The 19,470-nt window shown below is 62.4% G+C and carries 20 protein-coding genes; 9 read left to right on the forward strand and 11 right to left on the reverse strand.

The genetic code is table 11. From position 1 onward, the window contains the following. Positions 1–2: 2 nt before the first annotated feature. Complete coding sequence (locus tag FB481_RS08395; protein ID WP_147175939.1) at positions 3–1,523, reverse strand: aldehyde dehydrogenase family protein; 1,521 nt, start codon at positions 1,521–1,523, stop codon at positions 3–5. A 275-nt stretch (positions 1,524–1,798) separates the two neighbouring features. Here FB481_RS08395 and FB481_RS08400 point away from each other — a divergent pair, with 275 nt between their 5' ends. Further along, positions 1,799–2,167 (forward strand): hypothetical protein, encoded by a 369-nt coding sequence (locus FB481_RS08400; RefSeq protein WP_147175941.1) that lies wholly within the window; start codon positions 1,799–1,801, stop codon positions 2,165–2,167. A 329-nt stretch (positions 2,168–2,496) separates the two neighbouring features. Further along, positions 2,497–4,107: a malate dehydrogenase (quinone) gene (gene mqo / locus FB481_RS08405; protein ID WP_093506991.1), complete on the forward strand. Its 1,611-nt coding sequence runs from the start codon at positions 2,497–2,499 to the stop codon at positions 4,105–4,107. A 91-nt stretch (positions 4,108–4,198) separates the two neighbouring features. On the opposite strand, the gene FB481_RS08410 is transcribed toward mqo, so the two are convergent. Then, entirely contained in the window at positions 4,199–4,927 is a 729-nt protein-coding gene (locus FB481_RS08410; RefSeq protein WP_027910674.1) for an amidotransferase, read from the reverse strand. A gap of 189 nt (positions 4,928–5,116) precedes the next feature. Between FB481_RS08410 and FB481_RS23170 the strand changes: the two genes are divergently transcribed. Both FB481_RS23170 and FB481_RS08415 read left to right on the forward strand, forming a co-directional pair. Continuing rightward, complete coding sequence (locus tag FB481_RS23170; protein ID WP_167363183.1) at positions 5,117–5,287, forward strand: hypothetical protein; 171 nt, start codon at positions 5,117–5,119, stop codon at positions 5,285–5,287. A gap of 80 nt (positions 5,288–5,367) precedes the next feature. Further along, entirely contained in the window at positions 5,368–5,634 is a 267-nt protein-coding gene (locus FB481_RS08415) for a PepSY domain-containing protein (protein WP_147175943.1), read from the forward strand. Positions 5,635–6,041: 407 nt separating this feature from the next. On the opposite strand, the gene FB481_RS08420 is transcribed toward FB481_RS08415, so the two are convergent. The 4 genes from FB481_RS08420 to FB481_RS08435 form a co-directional block, all read right to left on the reverse strand. Next, complete coding sequence (locus FB481_RS08420) at positions 6,042–6,941, reverse strand: AEC family transporter (RefSeq protein WP_147175945.1); 900 nt, start codon at positions 6,939–6,941, stop codon at positions 6,042–6,044. A 117-nt stretch (positions 6,942–7,058) separates the two neighbouring features. Then, positions 7,059–7,856 carry a transglutaminase family protein gene (locus FB481_RS08425; protein WP_147175947.1) on the reverse strand — a complete coding sequence of 266 codons (798 nt, stop codon included), beginning with the start codon at positions 7,854–7,856 and terminating at the stop codon, positions 7,059–7,061. Further along, entirely contained in the window at positions 7,853–8,803 is a 951-nt protein-coding gene (locus FB481_RS08430) for an alpha-E domain-containing protein (protein WP_093506983.1), read from the reverse strand. The genes FB481_RS08425 and FB481_RS08430 overlap by 4 nt, the downstream gene beginning before the upstream one ends. A gap of 2 nt (positions 8,804–8,805) precedes the next feature. Beyond that, complete coding sequence (locus FB481_RS08435; RefSeq protein WP_147175949.1) at positions 8,806–10,215, reverse strand: circularly permuted type 2 ATP-grasp protein; 1,410 nt, start codon at positions 10,213–10,215, stop codon at positions 8,806–8,808. A gap of 368 nt (positions 10,216–10,583) precedes the next feature. On the opposite strand from FB481_RS08435, the gene FB481_RS08440 reads away from it, so the two are divergent. Together FB481_RS08440 and FB481_RS08445 are read left to right on the forward strand one after the other, a co-directional pair. Further along, a complete protein-coding gene (locus FB481_RS08440) occupies positions 10,584–11,627 on the forward strand; it encodes a M4 family metallopeptidase (RefSeq protein ID WP_147175951.1) in 1,044 nt (347 codons plus the stop codon). Further along, positions 11,624–11,938 (forward strand): protealysin inhibitor emfourin, encoded by a 315-nt coding sequence (locus FB481_RS08445; RefSeq protein WP_093506977.1) that lies wholly within the window; start codon positions 11,624–11,626, stop codon positions 11,936–11,938. Before FB481_RS08440 ends, FB481_RS08445 begins: the two co-directional genes overlap by 4 nt. 12 nt (positions 11,939–11,950) lie before the next feature. Here the strand turns inward: FB481_RS08445 and FB481_RS08450 are convergent, their stop codons facing one another. Then, entirely contained in the window at positions 11,951–12,298 is a 348-nt protein-coding gene (locus tag FB481_RS08450) for a ribonuclease E inhibitor RraB (protein WP_147175953.1), read from the reverse strand. 581 nt (positions 12,299–12,879) lie between these two features. Between FB481_RS08450 and FB481_RS23175 the strand changes: the two genes are divergently transcribed. Continuing rightward, entirely contained in the window at positions 12,880–13,431 is a 552-nt protein-coding gene (locus tag FB481_RS23175) for a hypothetical protein (protein WP_178109851.1), read from the forward strand. A gap of 56 nt (positions 13,432–13,487) precedes the next feature. Here the strand turns inward: FB481_RS23175 and FB481_RS08460 are convergent, their stop codons facing one another. After that, positions 13,488–15,566, reverse strand: coding sequence for an LTA synthase family protein (locus FB481_RS08460; RefSeq protein ID WP_147175956.1), 2,079 nt, complete (start codon positions 15,564–15,566; stop codon positions 13,488–13,490). A 169-nt stretch (positions 15,567–15,735) separates the two neighbouring features. On the opposite strand from FB481_RS08460, the gene FB481_RS08465 reads away from it, so the two are divergent. Further along, a complete protein-coding gene (locus FB481_RS08465) occupies positions 15,736–16,611 on the forward strand; it encodes a DNA-3-methyladenine glycosylase (RefSeq protein WP_147175958.1) in 876 nt (291 codons plus the stop codon). Between the two features lie 2 nt (positions 16,612–16,613). Next, positions 16,614–17,111, forward strand: a complete 498-nt coding sequence (locus FB481_RS08470) for a methylated-DNA--[protein]-cysteine S-methyltransferase (protein WP_147175960.1) — start codon at positions 16,614–16,616, stop codon at positions 17,109–17,111. Here FB481_RS08470 and FB481_RS08475 read toward each other — a convergent pair. The 3 genes from FB481_RS08475 to FB481_RS23255 are packed head-to-tail and all read right to left on the reverse strand — an operon-like array spanning position 17,108 to position 19,448. Then, on the reverse strand, positions 17,108–17,653 hold the full coding sequence (locus FB481_RS08475) for an acireductone dioxygenase (RefSeq protein WP_178109852.1): 546 nt from the start codon (positions 17,651–17,653) through the stop codon (positions 17,108–17,110). The two genes, FB481_RS08470 and FB481_RS08475, sit on opposite strands and share 4 nt — an antisense overlap. Before the next feature lie 47 nt (positions 17,654–17,700). After that, a complete protein-coding gene (locus FB481_RS08480) occupies positions 17,701–18,849 on the reverse strand; it encodes an MFS transporter (RefSeq protein ID WP_147175964.1) in 1,149 nt (382 codons plus the stop codon). Continuing rightward, positions 18,846–19,448, reverse strand: coding sequence for a hypothetical protein (locus FB481_RS23255; protein WP_218571896.1), 603 nt, complete (start codon positions 19,446–19,448; stop codon positions 18,846–18,848). The genes FB481_RS08480 and FB481_RS23255 overlap by 4 nt, the downstream gene beginning before the upstream one ends. Positions 19,449–19,470 lie beyond the last annotated feature (22 nt).

A 19,470-nucleotide genomic window follows, 5' to 3' on the forward strand; every position in this document is an offset into this window, starting at 1 on the left:
GATCAGAAGAAGCCCAGCGGGTTGATGTCGTAGCTGATCAGCAGGTTCTTGGTCTGCTGGTAGTGGTCGAGCATCATCTTGTGGGTTTCGCGCCCGACCCCGGACTTTTTGTAGCCGCCAAAGGCAGCGTGCGCCGGGTACAGGTGGTAGCAGTTGGTCCAGACGCGCCCGGCCTTGATACCGCGGCCCATGCGGTAGGCGCGGTTGATGTCGCGCGTCCACACGCCGGCGCCCAGGCCGAACTCGGTGTCGTTGGCGATGGCCAGGGCTTCGGCTTCGTCCTTGAAAGTGGTCACGCCCACCACCGGCCCGAAGATTTCTTCCTGGAACACGCGCATCTTGTTGGTCCCCTTGAGCAGGGTCGGCTGGATGTAATAACCGCCGGCCAGGTCGCCCTCCAGCTTCTCGGTCGCGCCGCCGGTGAGCAGCTCGGCGCCTTCCTGCTGGGCGATTTCCAGGTAGCTGAGGATCTTGTCGTACTGCTGCTGCGAGGCCTGGGCGCCGACCATGGTGTCGGTGTCCAGCGGGTTGCCGCGCTTGATCGATTTGATCTTCTTCATCACCTCGTTCATGAATGGCTCGAAGATCGACTCCTGCACCAGCGCCCGCGACGGGCAGGTGCACACCTCGCCCTGGTTGAAGAAGGCCAGCACCAGGCCTTCGGCCGCCTTCTCGATGAACGCCGGCTCGGCCTGCATGATGTCTTCGAAGAAGATGTTCGGCGATTTGCCGCCCAGTTCCACGGTGCTGGGGATGATGTTGGCGGCGGCGCATTTCATGATGTGCGAGCCGACTGGGGTAGAGCCGGTAAAGGCGATCTTGGCGATGCGCGTGCTGGTGGCCAGCGCCTCGCCGGCTTCACGGCCGAAGCCCTGGATGATATTGAGCACGCCCGGCGGCAGCAGGTCGCCGGTGATCTCGGCCAGCAGGGTGATCGACAGCGGCGTTTGCTCGGCGGGTTTGAGCACCACGCAGTTGCCGGCAGCCAAGGCCGGAGCCAGCTTCCAGGCGGCCATCAGCAGCGGGAAGTTCCAGGGAATGATCTGCCCGACCACGCCCAGCGGCTCGTGGAAGTGATAGGACGCGGTGTGCTCGTTGATCTCCGCCGAGGTGCCTTCCTGGGCGCGGATGCAGCCGGCGAAGTAGCGGAAGTGATCGGCGGCCAGGGGTACGTCGGCGTTCAGGGTTTCGCGCACGGCCTTGCCGTTGTCCCAGGTCTCGGCTACGGCGAGCAGCTCGAGGTTGGCTTCGATACGGTCGGCGATCTTCAAGAGGATCAGCGCGCGGTCCTGCACCGACGTTTTGCCCCAGGCGTCGGCGGCAGCGTGGGCGGCATCCAGGGCCTTGTCGATGTCCTTGGCGTCCGAGCGCGGGAATTCGCCGATGGTCGAGGCGTCCACCGGGCTGGTATTGGTAAAGTACTGACCGCCCACCGGCGCGACGAACTCGCCGCCGATGTAGTTGCCGTAGCGCGATTTCAGGGTGACGACGGCGCCTGCGGTACCGGGTTTGGCATAAATCATGTGAGCGACCTCTTTATTGTTGGGGGCCTGCTTTCTGAGGCCAGAGACAGGCCGGGGTTCGATTCCGACTGCCAGCAACCTGCCGCCTGCCACCGAATCGCCGTAAACCGGCGTGGCAGAGCCTGCGGCTGCCGAGCTGCTATCAGGATAGACGCCTTCGTCGTTTTTGCCGCGGGGCCCAGCCAAGCCAGTTGCCGCCATACGGGGAAGATTCTCTGAACATTGCCAGAACCGGGGTAGTCACCTGATCACATGCCCACGATCAGGAGACCGACATGCACAAACTCATTGGCTCGACCCTACTGCTCGCCGCCCTGTTCAGCGCAGGTGCGCAGGCGGACGAAGATGGCCTGACCCTACAGCAACAGCGCGAAAAAATCGGCGACGAGATGGTTCAAGAACGCACCGGTACTCCGCCGGCTGACGTAAACGGTGCAGGCCAGTCGACGACCGATCCGATGCAACAGCAACAGCAGACGCCGCGCAGCACACTCAACTCCCCTGTCCGTCAGAACGGCACCGGCACCGGCACCGAGCGACAGCCTTCCACAACCGCGCCAAACATAGGTGGTGGCTCGACGGCTCCGGCCACACCAGGAACCGGCGGTGGCAGCCAAGGCGTCGGCGGTGCGGCAACTCAATAAGGCGAGAATCCGCCACATCAACGACCCTTTCAGCGGCTCGACGGCGAAAACTCGCCAGTCGTGCCGCCTCCCTACTGCCACGCAATAAGCGCAGACTACTAATTAGCTGACTAATAGTTATGCAGGCATGGATCTTGCGTTTCAGGCGGCCTGCGACGAAAGCGCGCAGATGAAGGTAAATGCCCGGTGTTTCAAAAAATCACCGGGACTGGCCGGTTTCGCAGAACGAAACCTGGCGACGAGCCGCGAACTTGACCGCCTGCTTACCGCACGTGAGTCGGCGTCAGCCTCGCCGCCATGCAATCACATCACTGAAATGGTCTGTCTAAATGAAAAAACTCCTGTTGTCCTTCCTGTGCTTGAGCGCGCTCGGCTGCGCCAAGCAGCCCGAACCGGAAAAATCCGTGGACGTCCTGCTGATCGGCGGGGGCATCATGAGTGCGAGCCTTGGCACCTACCTCAATGAACTGGAGCCGAGCTGGAAAATCGACCTGTACGAGCGTCTGCCTGCGGTCGCCAGCGAGAGCTCCAATGCCTGGAACAACGCCGGCACCGGTCACTCGGCCCTTGCGGAGCTGAACTACACCCCGGAAAAAGAAGACGGCAGCATCGACATCAGCAAGGCGGTGACGATCAACGAGTCCTTCGAGATCTCCAAGCAGTTCTGGGCCTACCAGGTCGAGCAAGGCGTTCTGAAGAACCCGACTTCCTTCATCAATAACGTGCCGCACATGAGCTTCGTGTGGGGTGACAAAAACACCGCGTTCCTCAAGAAGCGCTATGAAGCGCTGCAGCACAGTTCGCTTTTCCGCGGCATGGAGTTCTCCGAGGACCCCGAGCAGATCAAACAGTGGGTACCGCTGGTGATGGAAGGCCGCGAGCCGGGCGAGAAAATCGCTGCCACGCGCATGGAGATCGGCACCGACGTCAATTTCGGCGAGATCACCAATCAGCTGCTGAACAACCTGTCGCAGAAAAAAGACGTGTTCAACGTTCACGTGCAACATGAAGTGCGCGACATCAAGCGCGCCGACGATGGCACCTGGAACGTCGTGGTGGCGGATCTGGCCAACGGCGAGAAGCTGAGCACCGTCAACGCCAAGTTCGTATTCATCGGTGCCGGCGGCGGCGCCCTCAAGCTGCTGCAGAAATCCGGCATTCCGGAAGCCGAAGGCTATGCCGGTTTCCCGGTTGGCGGCTCCTGGTTGGTCACTCGCAATCAGGACATCGTCCAGCAGCACCAGGCCAAGGTTTACGGTATGGCTTCGGTCGGCTCGCCACCCATGTCGGTTCCTCACCTGGATACCCGCGTGATCGATGGCAAGAAGGCGCTGCTGTTCGGCCCATTCGCCACCTTCTCCACCAAGTTCCTGAAGAATGGTTCGCTGCTGGATATGTTCGGCACCATGACCACCCACAACATCTCGCCGATGGTCAATGCCGGCATCGACAACTTCTCCCTGAGCACCTACCTGATCGGCCAGCTGATGCTCAGCCAGGAAGACCGCATGGATTCGCTGCGCGAGTACTTCCCGATGGCCCGTGACGAAGACTGGGAAATGCTGCAGGCCGGCCAACGCGTACAGATCATCAAGAAGGATGCGGAGAAAGGCGGCATCCTGCAGTTCGGCACCGAAGTGGTCAGCTCCGAAGATGGCTCCATCGCCGCACTGCTGGGCGCATCGCCGGGTGCTTCCACCGCCGCGCCGATCATGCTTCACCTGATGGAGCGTACCTTCAAGGACAAGATCAAATCGCCGGAGTGGCAGGCCAAGCTGAAGGAGATCATCCCCTCCTACGGCCAGAACCTGAACAACAACCTGGAACTGACCAACCAGACCCGCGCCTGGAGCAGCGAGCGTCTGCAGTTGAAGTTCGTCGAGGTCAAGCCGGAGGCGCAAGCCGAGGATGCGCAGCAGGCAGAAGCTGCAGCGCTGTAAATCTGGCTAAGCGACGTCTCCACGCGAGGCGCCCAGCTGAAACGAAAAACGGCCCGCGAGGGCCGTTTTTTTATGGATGGTCAGCAAGCGCTCACGCCGGCTGTGCGGCCTTGCCGTTGGCCACGAAGCGCAGCATCCACTCGCCGACTGTACGCCCGTGGTGTGCCTGATCCAGCGTCTGGACCGCCGCCCGGTAAGTGGGTTCGCCGATGTGCTGCTGGCGGATGTCCAGCAACGCCCGGGAATACTCGGGCACGAATTCGGGGTGGCCCTGGAAACACAGCACCTGATCGCCGATGCGGTAGGCCGCGTGGGCGCAAAACGGGCTGGTGGCCAGCAGTGTGGCGTTTTCCGGCAAGCGGGTGACCTGGTCCTGATGGCTGATCAATAGCGTCAGCTCATCCAGTTTCGGCGTCATCCAGTCGGGCTGCTCGGTGAGCTGGTAATGATGGATGCCCACGCCCCAACCCGCGCTCGCACGCTCGGCCTTGCCACCGAGCAATAACGCCAGCAGCTGGTGACCGAAGCAGATACCCAGCAACTTGTCGCCGGCCTGGTAACGCTCGAGCAGGTACGCCTTCAACGTTTCGATCCAGGGGTCGGTGGCGAAGGAATCGGCCTTGCTGCCGGTGACCAGATACGCATCGAAGCGCGCATCGGCAGGCGGATAGTCGCCCTGCATCACATTGAACACGTGGAACTCGGCGGCGATGGCCTGGCCCGCGAAGAGACGTTCGAACATCTTGCCGTAGCCCTGATACTGGTCGACCAGCTCGGGACGCAGGATGTCGGTTTCCAGAATGCAGATCTGCAGCGACATGGCGGTACCTGAAAAGAGAAACGAAGCAGGCAAAGCCTGCCTTGGCTGCTGCATCAAGGCAAGAGGCATGCCGCTATCCGAACCATCAGCCGTTTCGATGGCCGTCATAAGCCATATTCACTTCTCCCCCAGCACGGGCGCGCCGATGATTGCGGCATCGGCCCAACGGCCCTTCACGAGCACCGCCTCATGCACAGCCAAACCATCCGCTACGCGCGCAACGGCGCTCTGGCCGCCATCGCGTTCTACCTGGCAATCGCCCTGCCCCTATTGGCGGCCAGCATGCAGCACCCGAGTCCACCAGTGCCGACACTGAGCGAAGCACCAGCGGCCGCACCAGACCAGGGCAGTTTTACCTGAACCCCAAGCGAAGCGTGGAACTCCAACGACCAGTGCCTGTTCGCAGGTACGACATTCCTATTGCGTAAAGGAGTTCCACGATGCTCAAGAAGACTCTGACTGCCCTTACCGCTGTTGTTGCCCTGAGCGCAGGCGCCGCCATGGCCGACCGCCCGGGCGCCGACTGGATCAGCATCGAGCAGGCGCTGAGCAGCGCCAAGCAGGCTGGGTATACCCAGATTCACAAGATCGAGGCCGACGATGCCGGCTATTGGGAAGGTGAAGGCACCAAGCAGGACAACCGTCTTTATGAGTTCCGTGTGGATGGCAAGACTGGCAAGGTTATCCGTGAGCAGCTGGACGACTGATCCAGCGTAGGAAGACCGGCCCCAGTGGCCGGTTTTTCATTGACTCGCGCGAGCCCGACGAACGGTTATGTCCAGTGCAACAACCATCGCAGCGTGCACAACGTCTGGCTCCACGGTTTTACGCAAGTGTAAAAGCGTTCCATATCCTTGTAGCAGGATAAAACGCCTTTTTAGCAACAAAGCGATCTAAAAAATCAAATCGCCCGCTCTACAGTCAATACATATGCCGTCGGGTTTTGCCGAGGCGCTGGGGACGAGGCGGTTTTCACGGCCCACATGACAACAATCACAAAAGGTGAATGGCCATGTTCAAGAAACCCAAATTCCGCCAAGCGGGGCTGATCCTCTTCGCCACCGCCGTTCTGCTGATTCTTCCCAACCTGAGCCGCATGATTGGCTGACGCCTATCAGCCGACTCGGGGCATCAACCAGGCCAGGATCAGCGGCAGCCAGCCAATGGCCAATAGCGTCGAACACATCACCAGGCTCGCGACTTGTTCGGGCGAGCGATTGGCGCGGATCGCGAACAGGTAGTTGAATACCGCCACCGGCATCGCCGACTGCACCACCAGCACGGCGTGAGTCAGCGGCTCCAGCCCCATCACCGCACCGATTGCCCAGCCGACGCCAGCCCCCAGCATAATGCGCAGCGCCCCCAGCACCAGGCCGGATCCCAGGTGATGCAGGCGAATGCTGGCCAGTGAGACGCCCAGGGTCAGTAGCATCAACGGAATGGTCATGCCGCCCAAAAGGCCTACGGTATTAGCGACCCAGCGTGGCAACTGCAGATCCCAGAAAATCATTGGCAAAGCCACAATCAAGCTGATCATGATCGGGTTGCGCAGCAGGTTGCCCAGTAGCTGCTTGGTAGAGGTCGCGCTGCCGGACAACGCGACGCCAACGCTGAATTGCATGATCGACAACGTCAGGAAGAACGCCACGGCAAGCGCCAAGCCATGTTCGCCAAAGGCATACAGGCTGATCGGCAGGCCCATGTTACCGGTGTTGGGAAACAGGAACGCCGGTACCAACACCTTCCACTGCTGGCGGAACAGCCGACTGAACAGCGCGCCGAACAGCCCCATGCATAGGGTCACCAGTACGCAACCCAGGGCCATGCTGGTAAACGCTTCGGGGTCGATATCGGCGCGGCTGAGGGTCGCCAGTACCAGGCTCGGCGTGCCGATGGTCAGCACCAGGCGGGCGATGAACTCGGTGGGGTATTGCTGGCCGCTACGGGCCCAGGCATAGCCGATGCCGGAAACGATGATCACCGGCGCCAGTACAGCAAACAACTCGGCCAGCATGGCCTCTCCCTTTGGGCAAAGCGCGCATGCTAGGGGCGATCAGCTGCTGATCGCAAGCACTGACGGCATGAACGAGCACAGCGATTCAGCATGGCTCGCTCGCGGCCCTCTTACCCATCACTGTGCCTGCACCTGAATCAGCGGCTCGACATCGACCCGCGCCATCATCCGCTCGCTGCCGCCGCCACGGCGCATGCCGCGTACCGGGCAGGCATCCAGGTAATCGAGGCCGATGGCCAGCTTGAGATGGCGCTCCGGGCGCGCCAGACAGTTGGTCACGTCGAAGCTGTACCAGGCGCCATCGAGCCAAGCCTCGGCCCAGGCGTGGCTGGCCAGGTGATCCTGACTGTCGGTCACCAGATAGCCAGATACGTAACGCGCCGGAATGCTGAGGCTGCGCGCGCAGGCGAGAAAGGCGTGGGCATGGTCCTGGCAGACGCCCTGACGCCCGGCGAACGCTTGGGCAGCGCTGGTTTCCACGGCAGTGGCCCCGGGCTGATAGCGAATGTGGTCGTTGAGGCCATGCATCAGGTCGATCAGCGCGTTGCGATCACGGCGCTGGGCGCACTGCTTCCAGGCGAACTCACGCAGCGCTGCATCCGCCTCTGTCAGCCGGGTGAAGCGCAGGAACGGCAGCGCCGACTGGCTCTCGTGCTCGGCATCACTGGACTCGTCGATATCTACCAGGCCTTGGGCGCCGATGACAATGGACTCGTGAGGTTCGTCCAGAGTCAGCACGTGGAGAATGTTGCCGTAGGGGTCGCGCTGCGCACGAACCGGCCGCGGCAGATCCAGCTGCCAGTCGAGGATTTGCTGGCGAGTGCTGTCATGGGGCGTAAGGCGCAGGTACTGGATGCTGGCCCGTACCTGATCGTCGTAGTGATAGCTGGTGTTGTGGCGAATGGACAGTCTCATGCGACCTCCAGATAGGACGTGTGAATGGCGCTGCCGAGTTCGTGAATCTGCTCGATGAATTCGGTCAGCCAGGCGTGCAGCCCCTCCTCCAGCACCTCATCGATGCTGGTGTAGCGCAGCCGCGCATTGAGTTCGGCCGCCAGGCGCTGCGCCGGGCGGCCGTTGTCGCCGGGCAGGCCGGCGAGCATCTGGTACAACTCGTCCATGCAGGCGCTCAGCGAGCGCGGTACCTCGCGACGCAGCAGCAGCAATTCCGACACTTTGCGCGCGCCCGGCGAGCCCCGATAGACCTCGGCGAACGCCTCGAACGAGGACAGCGCGCGCAGCAAGGCGCTCCACTGGTAATAACTGTGAGCCGGCCGGCCATCGACCTCATCGACGTCCTCGCCCATCAGTTCGTAGCGTGAATCGAGCAGGCGCAGGGTGTTGTCGGCGCGCTCGATGAAGGTGCCCAGGCGAATGAAGCGATAGGCCTCGCCACGCACGATGGTGCCAAAGGTGGCACCACGGAACAGATGCGAGCGCTCCTTGACCCACTCGCAGAAGCGGCTGATGCCATAACGGCCCAGCCCCTGCTCGGCGATGCCGCGGATTTCAAGCCAGGTGGCGTTGATGTTCTCCCACATGTCGGCCGTGATTCGCCCGCGCACGGCGTGGGCATTGCTGCGTGCCGCACCCAGGCAGCTGTAGATGCTCGCGGGGTTCTCGGCGTCCAGAGCGAAGAAATGCAGAATACGCTCGGCGTGCAGCGCGCCATGGCGTTGCTGGTAATCCTCCATGGTGCCGGTGATCAGCAGTGGCATCGCCAATTCGTCGAGGCCACCACGGCGCCCGTCCTGCGGCATCAGCGACAACGAGTAGCTGACGTCCAGCATGCGCGCCAGGTTCTCCGCGCGCTCCAGATAGCGGGACATCCAGTACAGGTCAGAGGCGGTTCTCGATAGCATGCTCAGTCCTCCACCACCCAGGTGTCCTTGGTGCCGCCGCCCTGCGACGAGTTGACCACCAGCGAGCCTTCACGCAGCGCCACGCGGGTCAGGCCGCCGGGCACGATGCGTGTTTCCTTGCCGGACAGCACGAAGGGGCGCAGGTCGATGTGCCGCGGCGCGATGCCGTTCTCCACGAATGTCGGGCAGGTCGACAGGCACAGCGTCGGTTGGGCGATATAGGCTTCCGGCCTGGCAATCAGGCGCAGGCGAAAGGCCTCGATTTCCGCGTTGCTGGCCGCGGGACCGACAAGCATCCCGTAACCGCCCGAGCCCTGGGTTTCCTTGACCACCAGATCCTTCAAGTTGGCCAGCACGTGCGACAGCTCGGCCGGCTTGCGGCACTGCCAGGTCGGCACATTCTTGAGGATCGGCTCCTCGTCCAGATAGAAACGAATCATCTCGCCAACATAGGGGTAGATCGATTTGTCGTCCGCCACGCCGGTGCCGATGGCATTGGCCAGCACCACGTTGCCCGACCGATAGGTGGAAAGCAGCCCGGGTACCCCGAGCATCGACTCCGGGTTGAAGGCCAACGGATCGAGAAAGGCGTCATCCAGGCGGCGATACACCACGTCGACCTGCTTGGCGCCAGCGGTGGTGCGCATGAACAGCTTATCGTCACGCACGAACAGGTCGGCGCCCTCCACCAGCTCGACGCCCATCTCCCGCGCCAGGAACGCGTGCTCGAAATAGGCGCTGTTGAACCGCCCTGGGGTGAGGACCACCACGGTCGGGTTGTCGAGCGGGCTGGAGCTCTTCAGGGTGTCGAGCAGCAGGCTGGGATAGTGATCGATGGGGGCGATGCGCTGGTTGGCGAACAGCTCGGGGAACAGGCGCATCATCATCTTGCGGTCTTCGAGCATGTAGCTCACGCCGCTGGGGGTACGCAGGTTGTCCTCGAGCACGTAATAGGTGCCGTCGCCATCGCGCACCAGATCGACGCCGGCGATATGCGCATACAGGTCACGGTGCAGATCGAGACCCTGCATCGCCAGTTGATAGCCTTCGTTGGCCAGCACCTGTTCGGCCGGAATCAGGCCCGCCTTGATGATGCGCTGATCGTGGTAGAGATCGGCGAGAAACATGTTCAGCGCCTGCACGCGCTGGATGCAGCCACGCTCGACGATACGCCATTCACTTGCTGGAATGCTGCGCGGAATAATATCGAAGGGAATCAGCCGCTCGGTGCCCTGAGCGTCGCCATATAGGGTAAAGGTGATGCCGGCGCGGTGAAAAAGCAGGTCCGCCTCACGGCGGCGCTGGTCGAGCAGTTCCTGAGGGGTTTCCTGCAGCCAGCGGGAAAAGGCCTGGTAATGGGGGCGGCAGGTGCCGTCCGGCAGGTGCATCTCGTCGTAAAAGGCGCGGGTCATGCTCTACTCCTTGCAACCCAGTTCGACGCAGACAGTGCAAGCGTCGAGCCACCGAATTTAGGCCTTTATAATCAAGTACTTATTTTTAAAACCGGACCGCATTGCACCATATTGGAGCACAATGAGCGCACTCAGGCAGGTCGCCTGCACAATCTGCTGACATCGGCTTTCCAGGCCGCCTGGCTAAGCTGCTCTGCCCCATGAAATCTCGGACAGGCGAGGCGGCAAAGCATTGCACTTTTATGTAGCGTGCCCTTTTGTCCAGAAATGTCAGCGCGGCGGAAACATTGCCGGCGTATAGCGTTCCCACCTGAGAGTGGTCAGGTATCGACCTGGCTGGCATGCCTCTCCGGACAAGGATTCCCACCATGAACCGCAGCCTGATCCCGCCCTACCTTCTCGACCGCATCATCGGCCACGGCTCCGAGCAGCAGCGCGATTGCGCGCGCAACACCCTGCAGCACGTTGCCTCCCTCAGGCACAACAACGGCAAGCAGCGCCCGAATAACATGCAGGCGCGCCAGCTGATGGCCGCTGGCCAACCCGAGCGCAGCATCCATGATGCGCAGCAGCGGATGCAGCTACCCGGCCAGCTCGTTCGCGGCGAAGGCCAGCCAGCCAGTGGCGACGAGGCGGCCGACGAAGCTTACGAGGCCCTGGGTGCCACCTACCGGTTCTTCCACGAGGTGCTCGGCCGGCATTCCATCGATGGTAATGGCCTGCCGCTCATCGGCACCGTGCATTACGGCCAGCGCTACGAGAACGCCTTCTGGAACGGTGAGCAGATGGTTTTCGGCGACGGTGACGGCGAGATCTTCAACCGTTTCACCATTGCCCTGGATGTGGTCGCCCACGAGCTGACCCATGGCGTGATCGACAGTGAAGCGGCGCTGGTTTACGTCAACCAGTCTGGGGCGCTCAACGAATCGCTGTCCGACGTGTTCGGCATCCTCACCAAGCAATACGCCTTGCAGCAGACTGCCCGGCAATCGGACTGGATCATCGGCGCCGGCTTGCTTACCGAGTGGGTCAACGGCAAGGGCCTGCGCTCCATGGCAGAACCTGGCAGCGCCTACGAGGATCCGCTGCTGGGCAAGGACCCGCAGCCGGCCCACATGCGCGACTTCGTGCAGACCCGCGAGGATAATGGTGGCGTTCATATCAACTCCGGCATCCCCAACCGCGCCTTCTATCTGGCCGCGACCGCGCTGGGCGGCCATGCCTGGGAAAAGGCCGGGCCGATCTGGTACGACACCTTGTGTGATGAACGGCTAGGCAACGACGCCGACTTCACCGCCTTCGCGAGACTGTGCGTGGATCGCGCCGCACAGCGCTTCGGCCAGAGCTCAAGCGAAGCCGCTGCGGTAGCCAAGGCATGGAAGGATGTGGGCGTCGAGGTGACGCAACCATGAACAAGCTGCCGCCGTTGACCGACGAGGCCCTGGTGCGCATATCGCGCCAGGGCGGTTTCGCGGCGATTGCCGCGCTCAGCCGTCCACGGGAGATCGACTTCGCTCAGTGCGACCCCGAACAGCGTGGCCAGGTGTGTTCGCTACTCGAAGCCTGCCTGCCGATAGCCAGCAGCCAGCCTGGCCAGGGCGACCGACGCTTCTATCGCATCGAGCTTCGAAGTTGCGCCGAGCGCGCGCAGGAGATGGTGCTGAACGTTCCCGAGGAGCAGGCTCCCCGGGATCTGGTGACACTTTGGGAAAAAGGGCTGTAGCGCCGAGCGGCGCTACTCGTGCGAGCTGGCGGCGCTGATCTGCTGGGTCACGCCCCAGCCGTCCAGCTCACCGCCCAGGGGGATCACCACAGACTCCAGATCCTGGGCGAAATCACCGATGCCGGCCGGCGTCACGTGCATGACCTTGCTGACCTGCAGATACCAGTCGCCCTCGTCACGCTCGGTGACCTGGGCGTGTAGGCTCTCGCCGCGAAAGTTGCGAGTGGCCTTCAGGGCCCGGTCCTGGTCGGGAAAAATAGCGTAGAACTCGATGGGATGGACGCTGGCGAAATCGAATCCGCCTTCCTTCATGCGGCGCAGAATGCCGCTACCAACATCTTCGTGCAGAATCGTGCTCATAGTTGATCTCCATCAGACGAGGATTGGATACGCCGTAAAACGGCGATCTGACTCAACATGCAACACACGGCGCACCGTGATGACGCGAAGGCCTGGGGCCTCTGGTACGAGCTGAAGTGAAGATACGTGCTCGATCAACGCAGCACGCCCTCAAAGCATAGACCGCGGGGCGCGCCGGGTCATGCAACTATCTTTTTCCACAGTTCGTCGGACCACAGCGCCAGCCCGTGGTGCCGTGTCATACCCGCAATTGAAGCCACGCCCTGCTGGCGGCGCCACTTGCATCGTGCTTGCCGCCCCGACACAGCAGGCCTCGATTACCCACGGCAAATGGCTGGTCAATCGGCATCTAGATAAAAGTCGGGATCTTTTTTGCGAAAACGTGGCCAAACGCCACGCAGCATGAGACTGCGACGAAAGCCTGCATACGCAGCGGGCCTTTTGCTCTGCACCGGCATACCCATGCCTGATTCTCCCGGTCTCATGCCTTACCGACTCGGCCGCCTCGCGCGGCCGTTCCCATTCGAGACGAAGGTTGGATTTTCATGGCGAACCGTACGCTTTCAATTTCCGCTGTTGTGATGACCAGTATTCTGGCGCTGAGCGCCTGCAGCGACGCCAGCAATACCCCCGCCAAAACCGCCTCCGCCGCCCAGAGCAGCCCGCCCAAGCTGCAGGAAAAGGAGGACCTGAGTCCCTTCGCCGGCTTTGCCAGCGCCCGGTTCGGCAGTGACGAAACGGCCGTGCGCGCAGCCTGGAAAGGCTCGCTGCGTGACGGCGGCGGCTCGGACACCTGTCGCCAACTGTTTCAGGATCCGCGTCCGGCCAACGGCTTCGGCACCTCATTCATGCTCGAGAACGGCCAATTCGTGCGTTATGACATCGACACCCGCGAGCGCAAGGCGCCCCGCGGCCTGCAGGTGGGCAGCAGTTCCCAGCAAATTCGCGCGACCTATCCGGGTCGCTTCGAGGAGCAGCCCAACAAATACGAGCCAGGTGCCACCGATTTCATCGTCACTCCTTACACCGATAGCGACGCTCGCCTGGTATTCCAAACCGATAGCAATGGTGTCGTGACCCGGTGGCGCATCGGCCTGCCGCCTGCGGTGTTCTACGTGGAAGGTTGCAGCTGACCACTCACCTGCCCCAATCAAAAACCGGCGCATAGGCGCCGGTTTTCATTTCTGCCTCAGGGCTTTGGTTTGTCAGGCGTGCCGTCCACCACGCCAGCAGTATTGTCCAGCAGGCTCTTGGTAGCGGTTTGCAGGAAGGCCTCCAGGCGTTTCTTCAGCGTCTCGTCGACCGGGCCTTCGATGCGTGTGGCTGTCGGCTTGGCACCCAACCGATAGCTATAAAAACGCGGCTCGAAGTCTTTCGGCTGCACCAGTACATAATCGGCAGTCACGATGGCAACAGTCTGATCACCGCCGGAGGGTTTGATCACACCCACCCCCATATCACCTTCAGGCAGATTGAGTAGGTCGCGGCCCCAACACTGATGGCGCGTCTCACCACCTAGGCGGCCCATGATGGTCGGCACGATATCCACTTGAGTGCCGACGGTGTGGCTGACCTTGCCGAACTTTTCCTGGATGCCGGGTGCGATCAGCAGCAGCGGCACGTTAAAACGCTGCAGGTCCATCTCGGTGACTTGGTCAAAACCACCGAAGCCATGGTCACCGACCACCACGAACAGCGTCTGGTTGAAATACGGCTCCTTGCGCGCCTTCTCGAAGAACTGCCCCAACGCCCAGTCCGAATAGCGCATGGCGGTGCGGTGCAGGTCTTCCTTGCCGTCGATCATCACCCGCTCCACCGGCAAATCCTTGGGCAGTGCATAGGGCGTATGGTTGGAAAGAGTCTGTAGCAGCGCGTAGAAGGGTTTCTGGCCGTAATTGGTTTTCAGCTCCAGGGCGCCGCGGTCGAACATGTCCTGATCGGACACGCCCCAGGTCGGGTCCATGAACACCGGGTCGACGAAATCCTCGCGGCCAATGAAATTGGTCATGCCCTGGTTGCTGAAGAAGCCGGACTGGTTGTCCCACTGGAAATTGCCGTTGTAGACGTACAGGTTGTCGTAGCCACGGGCGCTGAGCAGCTGCGGCAGGCCGGAGAACTTGTGGGCACCTTCCGGCGTGCGCATCAGGTACTCGAAGCTCGGCAGGTTCGGGAAGCACGCCATGGTGGCGAACATGCCCTGGTGGGTGTGGGTGCCGTTGGAGAAGAAACGGTCGAACAGCAGCCCCTCCTTGCTCAGCTTGTCAAAGTTCGGCGTGATATTGCCCGGTGCTCCAAGCGCGCCGACCGAATGGCCGGCGAAGCTTTCCATCAGGATCACCACCACGTTGCGAATCGGTAGGGTCTTGTCGCTCGGTGGCGTGTAGACACGGCGGATGGCGGCGCTGTCGGCGTCGACCAACTGGTCGTCCGGGGTCAGCAGCATGTCGCGAGTAATCTGCCGGGCCTGCTCATCCTCCATGGTCGACCTCCAGGTGTTGTCGCGGTGCGCGCCGAATGTTGCCTGAGCGGCACTGACCAGGGTCAGCGTGCCATTGAGGCCCAGCTGGTTGGCGAACATCGATTCGGTGGTGTAGGCATCACCCCAGCGCAGCGGCGGCCCCTGACGCAAATGACCACGGGCAGCGATCACCGCGATCAGCAGGCACAGAAAGAACGCCGAGAAGCGCCAGTACCAGGCCACCGCCGGCCTCGCGCCACCTGCGGCAACCGGCGTTTTGGCCCGACTGGCGCGGTCGAAACGGCTGAACATCCACCACAGCAGGCCGGTGATCACGGCCCAGGCGATCAGATAGCGCGCCACCGGAAAGCCGTTCCACAGCATGCTCATCACCGTGGTTTGGTCTTCCTGCAGATACTGGAACACCAGGCTGTTCAGGCGCTGGTGGAATTCCTTGTAGAAATCCAGCTCGGCCAGGCCGAGAAACAGCGTGATGCTGGCGAACAGGGTCAGCCAAACGCGCTGCCAGATGCGCGCGAGCATGACGCGGGTGCTGAGTAACGCGATCAGCAGCGGCGCACAGGCGTAAACCACCACGCGCAGGTCGAAGCGCATCCCATTGTAGAAGGCTTCCACAAAGGCGGCGCCCGGCGTGTCGCCGATCAGCTCGCGATTATAGACCAGCAAGGCGACGCGCAGCAGCGTGTACATCACCAACAGGGCCAGGCCGCTGTAGAGGGTGAAGAGCAACTGGCTGCGTAAGGGATTCGATGTTTTTTGAGGGGTGCCCTGAACTGCTGTAGGGGTCATGTTCGATCTTCCGCTTGAGACATTTACGGCAGGCCCGGCCAATTCGGCGAGCGGCGCCGCTGCAGTGTGCCCGCTCGGATGTGAAAATTTTGTCGACACTGGTCGACGGCCAGTTTGAAAGTCACTTTACCCGCAGACAAAGCCCCGCAGCGGCGTTATCGTCATCGGCATGACAGACACACTCTTTACCCTGCCTTACCGAGCGCCCTGGGACTGGCGGCAGTTTCACGGGCACTTCCAGCTGCGCGCCATCGCCGGCCAGGAATGCCTGGGTGAACGCGATTACTGCCGTAGCTTTCGCCTGGGCGAAGTTACCGGCTGGTTTCGCGTTACCGCCCTGCCTGACCAGCACGCCCTGACCCTGGAGCACAGCGCCTCGGCCAACGCCTGCCTGCCGGAATTGGTACAGCGCGTACGGCGTATGTTCGACATGGACGCTGAACCTGCGCTGATCGCCGCGCATTTCGCGGCCGACCAATATCTGGCAGAGATGCTGGCACGCAATCCAGGCCTACGCCTGCCGACCGCCTTCGATGCCTTCGAGCAAGCGGTGCGCGCCATCGTCGGCCAGCAGGTCACCGTCAAGGCCGCGGTGACTATCACCGGGCGTTTGATAACGCGGCTTGGCGAATCGCTGGAGGGAGCCCCCGACGGTATCGACCGGCTGTTTCCAACGCCGGCGGCCATCGCCGAGGCCAAACTCGATGGCATCGGCATGCCCGGCAAACGGGTGCAGACCCTGCAGCATTTCGCCGCCCAGGTTGCCAGCGGCGCGCTACGCCTGGATATCAGTCAGGGGGCGAGCGAGCTGATCGAGCAGCTGTGCGCTCTGCCCGGCATCGGCCCATGGACAGCCGAATACATCGCCCTGCGTGCTTTCGGCGACGCCGACGCCTTCCCCGCCAGTGACCTGGGCCTGCTCAAGGCGCCGATCTGGGGCCCGGCCGGCATCAGCGCCCGGCAACTGCAATTGCATGCCGAGGCCTGGCGGCCGTGGCGCGCCTATGCCGCCGCGCATCTGTGGCATAACTACTCGGGAGGCTGAGGATGTTCTATCGCTATCAGGAAAGCCCTATCGGCCGCCTGTTCATGGTCGGCGACGAGCACGGTCTGCAGCAGTTGCTGATGGACGTGGAGCGCACGCCCTGGCGGATCGGTGATGGCTGGCGCGAGGCCGGCTCACAGCTCGATGACGCCAGCCGCCAGCTCGATGAATACTTCGAAGGCCGCCGGCGACGCTTCGAGCTGCGCCTCAACCCGCAGGGTACGCCCTTCCAGCAGGCGGTTTGGCGAGCGCTGCAGCAAATTCCCTTCGGTAAGATCGACAGCTACAGCGCCCTCGCCCAGCGCATCGAGCGGCACAAGGCGGTACGCGCGGTGGGTGCGGCCAATGGCGCCAACCCGATCTGCATCATCATTCCCTGCCACCGGGTGATCGGCCGCGATGGCAGCCTGACCGGCTTTGCCGGCGGCCTGCCACGCAAACAGCTGCTGCTGGAGCTAGAAGGCGCCGTGCCACGGCCCCAGGCCAGCCTGTTCGATTAGTCTTCCAGGCGAGGAAATTCGTAGGCGATAGCATCACCACTTGGCCGCGCGGCCACGGCGTTCGCCGCAGACAGGCGGATAGCCGCACAATGCGGAAACTCGCCCAGATCGAACCAGTGACGCGTGCCGGCCGGCACGCTGATCAGCGCATTGCGCTCACCGACCAAGGCATACACGTAGTCATCGACATGCAGGCTCAGCAGGCCCTGCCCGGCTAGGAACAGGTACAGCTGCGCGCCGTCGGCCAGCACCTCGACCGGCGCCTGAACCGGTTTGTCGCCCTCGCGGGGCCAGTGGCGCTGGTCGATGCTGATCACCTCGGCGTGGCTCAGGTCGCTGTCACGCTTGAGCGGCTCTAGGATCTCGCCTAGCGCAGCCAGAATTTCCTGCTCGCTAGCGCCAGCCTGCAGGCGGTTTTCCAGCGGCAACTCGCGAAACTCGATACCGACCGCCGCCAGTGTGCTGGCGATGTCTTCGGCATGGCCCAGCACCTTGTTGGGGATCTGCGGGCTGGACTGGTGGTGAACGCTCAGGCGACTCATGGGTGATTCCTGTCTGCTGTCGGCCACCTTGCGGCGACCTGATTGGGTCATGTCGGCTCGGCCGTGCGTCGGGCCATGATAACGGCTGCGACCAACGCGGCCAGCCCCGCCAGGGCGAATGTCCACTGCGGACCAAGGCCGTTCCAGCTGTAACCGGCGTACAAGGCACCCAGCGCGCCGCCAATGCCGGCCAGCGAGGCGTACAGCGCCTGCCCCTGGCCCTGCTGGCGGGCGCCGAAACTGCGCTGCACGAAGGCGATGGATGCGGCGTGGAAACTGCCGAAAGTGGCCGCGTGCAGCACCTGGGCGAACAGCAGCACGCTCAGGTGATCGGCCAGAAAGCCCATCAGCACCCAGCGCAGTGCCGCGATGGCGAAACTGGCGATCAGCACCTGACGCAGGCTGAAGCGTTGCAGCAGGCGCGCCATGGCCATAAACATCAGCACCTCGGCCACCACCCCCAGAGCCCACAGCAGGCCGATCAACCCACGGCTGTAACCGAGCTGCTCCAGGTGGATGCTCAGAAAGGTGTAATACGGCCCGTGGGACAGCTGCATCAGCGCCACGCACAGGTAGAAGGCCAGCACCCCAGGCTGCCTGAGCTGCTTCAGGAAACCACCCTGATCTGCCACCTGCGACGACGCCAGCGGCTGCGCATCCGGCACCCAGAAGCTGCTCAGGGCGATGCCGGTGATGATCAGCAGCAGCGCCCAGGGATAGACGTCCAGGCTCAGCAGATCGAACGCCTTGCCCAGGCCGACCACGCTGAGAATGAAACCGATCGAGCCCCACAGGCGAATCTGCGCATAGCGCGCCGATTGCTCGCGCAGATGCGCCAGAGTGATGACCTCGAACTGCGGCAGCACCGCATGCCAGAAGAAGGCGTGCAAGGCCATCACCATCGCCAGCCAGGCGTAACTTTGGCTGACGAAGATCAGGCTCAGGCTGAGCAAGGTGCACAAGGCGCCCAACCGCACGATCAGCAGGCGCCGGCCGCTGTAATCGCCCAGCCAGCCCCACAGGTTAGGCGCGATGCAGCGCATCAGCATGGGAATGGCCACCAACTCGCCGATGCGCGCCGGCGAGAAACCCAGGTGCGCGAAATACAGCCCGAGAAACGGCGCCGTGGCGCCCAGCAGCGCGAAGTAAAAGAGATAGAAGCCGGACAGCCGCCAGTACGGGAGGGCCGGCGTCAAATCTGAACATCCTTGCTAGCGAAGAATTGCCGAATCATTGCACTGCTTGCGCCCGGTTCGCGCAGGGTGATCAACGTACCGTTTTCATCCACCGTGAAATGCCCTTTGAAGGCTTCCGGCATGGCTTCGTACTGTTGATTGACCTGCTCGAGGGTATCGCGCAGGCAGGCGTAGCCATAACGCTCGACCAGATACGGCAACGCATTACGCCCCCTGAGCAGCTCGTACTCCTGATAGTTGTACGGCGTGGAATGCTGCCGCTTCGCCAGGGTTTGGCGAAAACCCTCGAGCAATTGCTGCAGCTGCTTCTCTTCGGAGCGCTGCGCTAGGCCACGAAGCGCATAGATTTTCATGTCCAGGTAGCGCTCTTTTCGATAGGCCAGAGCGAAAAACCCATCGAGCGCCTGCAAATCGAAGTCATACAGCAACTTGAGTATCTGTTTGCGCACATCGAGCTGCTTGCTACTGGTGTAGAGCGCAACGAGGTAAACGGCTCCCTGCTCGTCGATCTGGGTCGACTCCAGCGCGAACAGCGCATCGCGAACGCTCGAGATGCGCTTGCCGGCCACGCTGCGCAGCACCTCGGGAAATTCGCTCATGCCGCTCTCGCTTTGCACGATG

It is taken from the genome of Pseudomonas sp. AG1028 (assembly GCF_007993955.1).
Lineage (GTDB): Bacteria > Pseudomonadota > Gammaproteobacteria > Pseudomonadales > Pseudomonadaceae > Aquipseudomonas > Aquipseudomonas straminea.

Excerpts from the sequence above, each read along its gene's own strand:
- FB481_RS08400 (WP_147175941.1), top strand. The coding sequence starts at position 1,799 with ATGCACAAACTCATTGGCTCGACCCTACTGCTCGCCGCCCTGTTCAGC.
- FB481_RS08435 (WP_147175949.1), bottom strand. The coding sequence starts at position 10,215 with ATGACCCGCGCCTTTTACGACGAGATGCACCTGCCGGACGGCACCTGC.
- FB481_RS08465 (WP_147175958.1), top strand. The coding sequence starts at position 15,736 with ATGACAGACACACTCTTTACCCTGCCTTACCGAGCGCCCTGGGACTGG.
- FB481_RS08420 (WP_147175945.1), bottom strand. The coding sequence starts at position 6,941 with ATGCTGGCCGAGTTGTTTGCTGTACTGGCGCCGGTGATCATCGTTTCC.
- FB481_RS08450 (WP_147175953.1), bottom strand. The coding sequence starts at position 12,298 with ATGAGCACGATTCTGCACGAAGATGTTGGTAGCGGCATTCTGCGCCGC.
- FB481_RS08445 (WP_093506977.1), top strand. The coding sequence starts at position 11,624 with ATGAACAAGCTGCCGCCGTTGACCGACGAGGCCCTGGTGCGCATATCG.
- FB481_RS08395 (WP_147175939.1), bottom strand. The coding sequence starts at position 1,523 with ATGATTTATGCCAAACCCGGTACCGCAGGCGCCGTCGTCACCCTGAAA.
- FB481_RS08440 (WP_147175951.1), top strand. The coding sequence starts at position 10,584 with ATGAACCGCAGCCTGATCCCGCCCTACCTTCTCGACCGCATCATCGGC.
- FB481_RS08470 (WP_147175960.1), top strand. The coding sequence starts at position 16,614 with ATGTTCTATCGCTATCAGGAAAGCCCTATCGGCCGCCTGTTCATGGTC.
- FB481_RS23170 (WP_167363183.1), top strand. The coding sequence starts at position 5,117 with ATGCACAGCCAAACCATCCGCTACGCGCGCAACGGCGCTCTGGCCGCC.
- FB481_RS08430 (WP_093506983.1), bottom strand. The coding sequence starts at position 8,803 with ATGCTATCGAGAACCGCCTCTGACCTGTACTGGATGTCCCGCTATCTG.
- FB481_RS08410 (WP_027910674.1), bottom strand. The coding sequence starts at position 4,927 with ATGTCGCTGCAGATCTGCATTCTGGAAACCGACATCCTGCGTCCCGAG.
- FB481_RS08425 (WP_147175947.1), bottom strand. The coding sequence starts at position 7,856 with ATGAGACTGTCCATTCGCCACAACACCAGCTATCACTACGACGATCAG.
- FB481_RS08475 (WP_178109852.1), bottom strand. The coding sequence starts at position 17,653 with ATGAGTCGCCTGAGCGTTCACCACCAGTCCAGCCCGCAGATCCCCAAC.
- FB481_RS08460 (WP_147175956.1), bottom strand. The coding sequence starts at position 15,566 with ATGACCCCTACAGCAGTTCAGGGCACCCCTCAAAAAACATCGAATCCC.
- FB481_RS23175 (WP_178109851.1), top strand. The coding sequence starts at position 12,880 with ATGACCAGTATTCTGGCGCTGAGCGCCTGCAGCGACGCCAGCAATACC.
- mqo (WP_093506991.1), top strand. The coding sequence starts at position 2,497 with ATGAAAAAACTCCTGTTGTCCTTCCTGTGCTTGAGCGCGCTCGGCTGC.
- FB481_RS08415 (WP_147175943.1), top strand. The coding sequence starts at position 5,368 with ATGCTCAAGAAGACTCTGACTGCCCTTACCGCTGTTGTTGCCCTGAGC.
- FB481_RS23255 (WP_218571896.1), bottom strand. The coding sequence starts at position 19,448 with ATGAGCGAATTTCCCGAGGTGCTGCGCAGCGTGGCCGGCAAGCGCATC.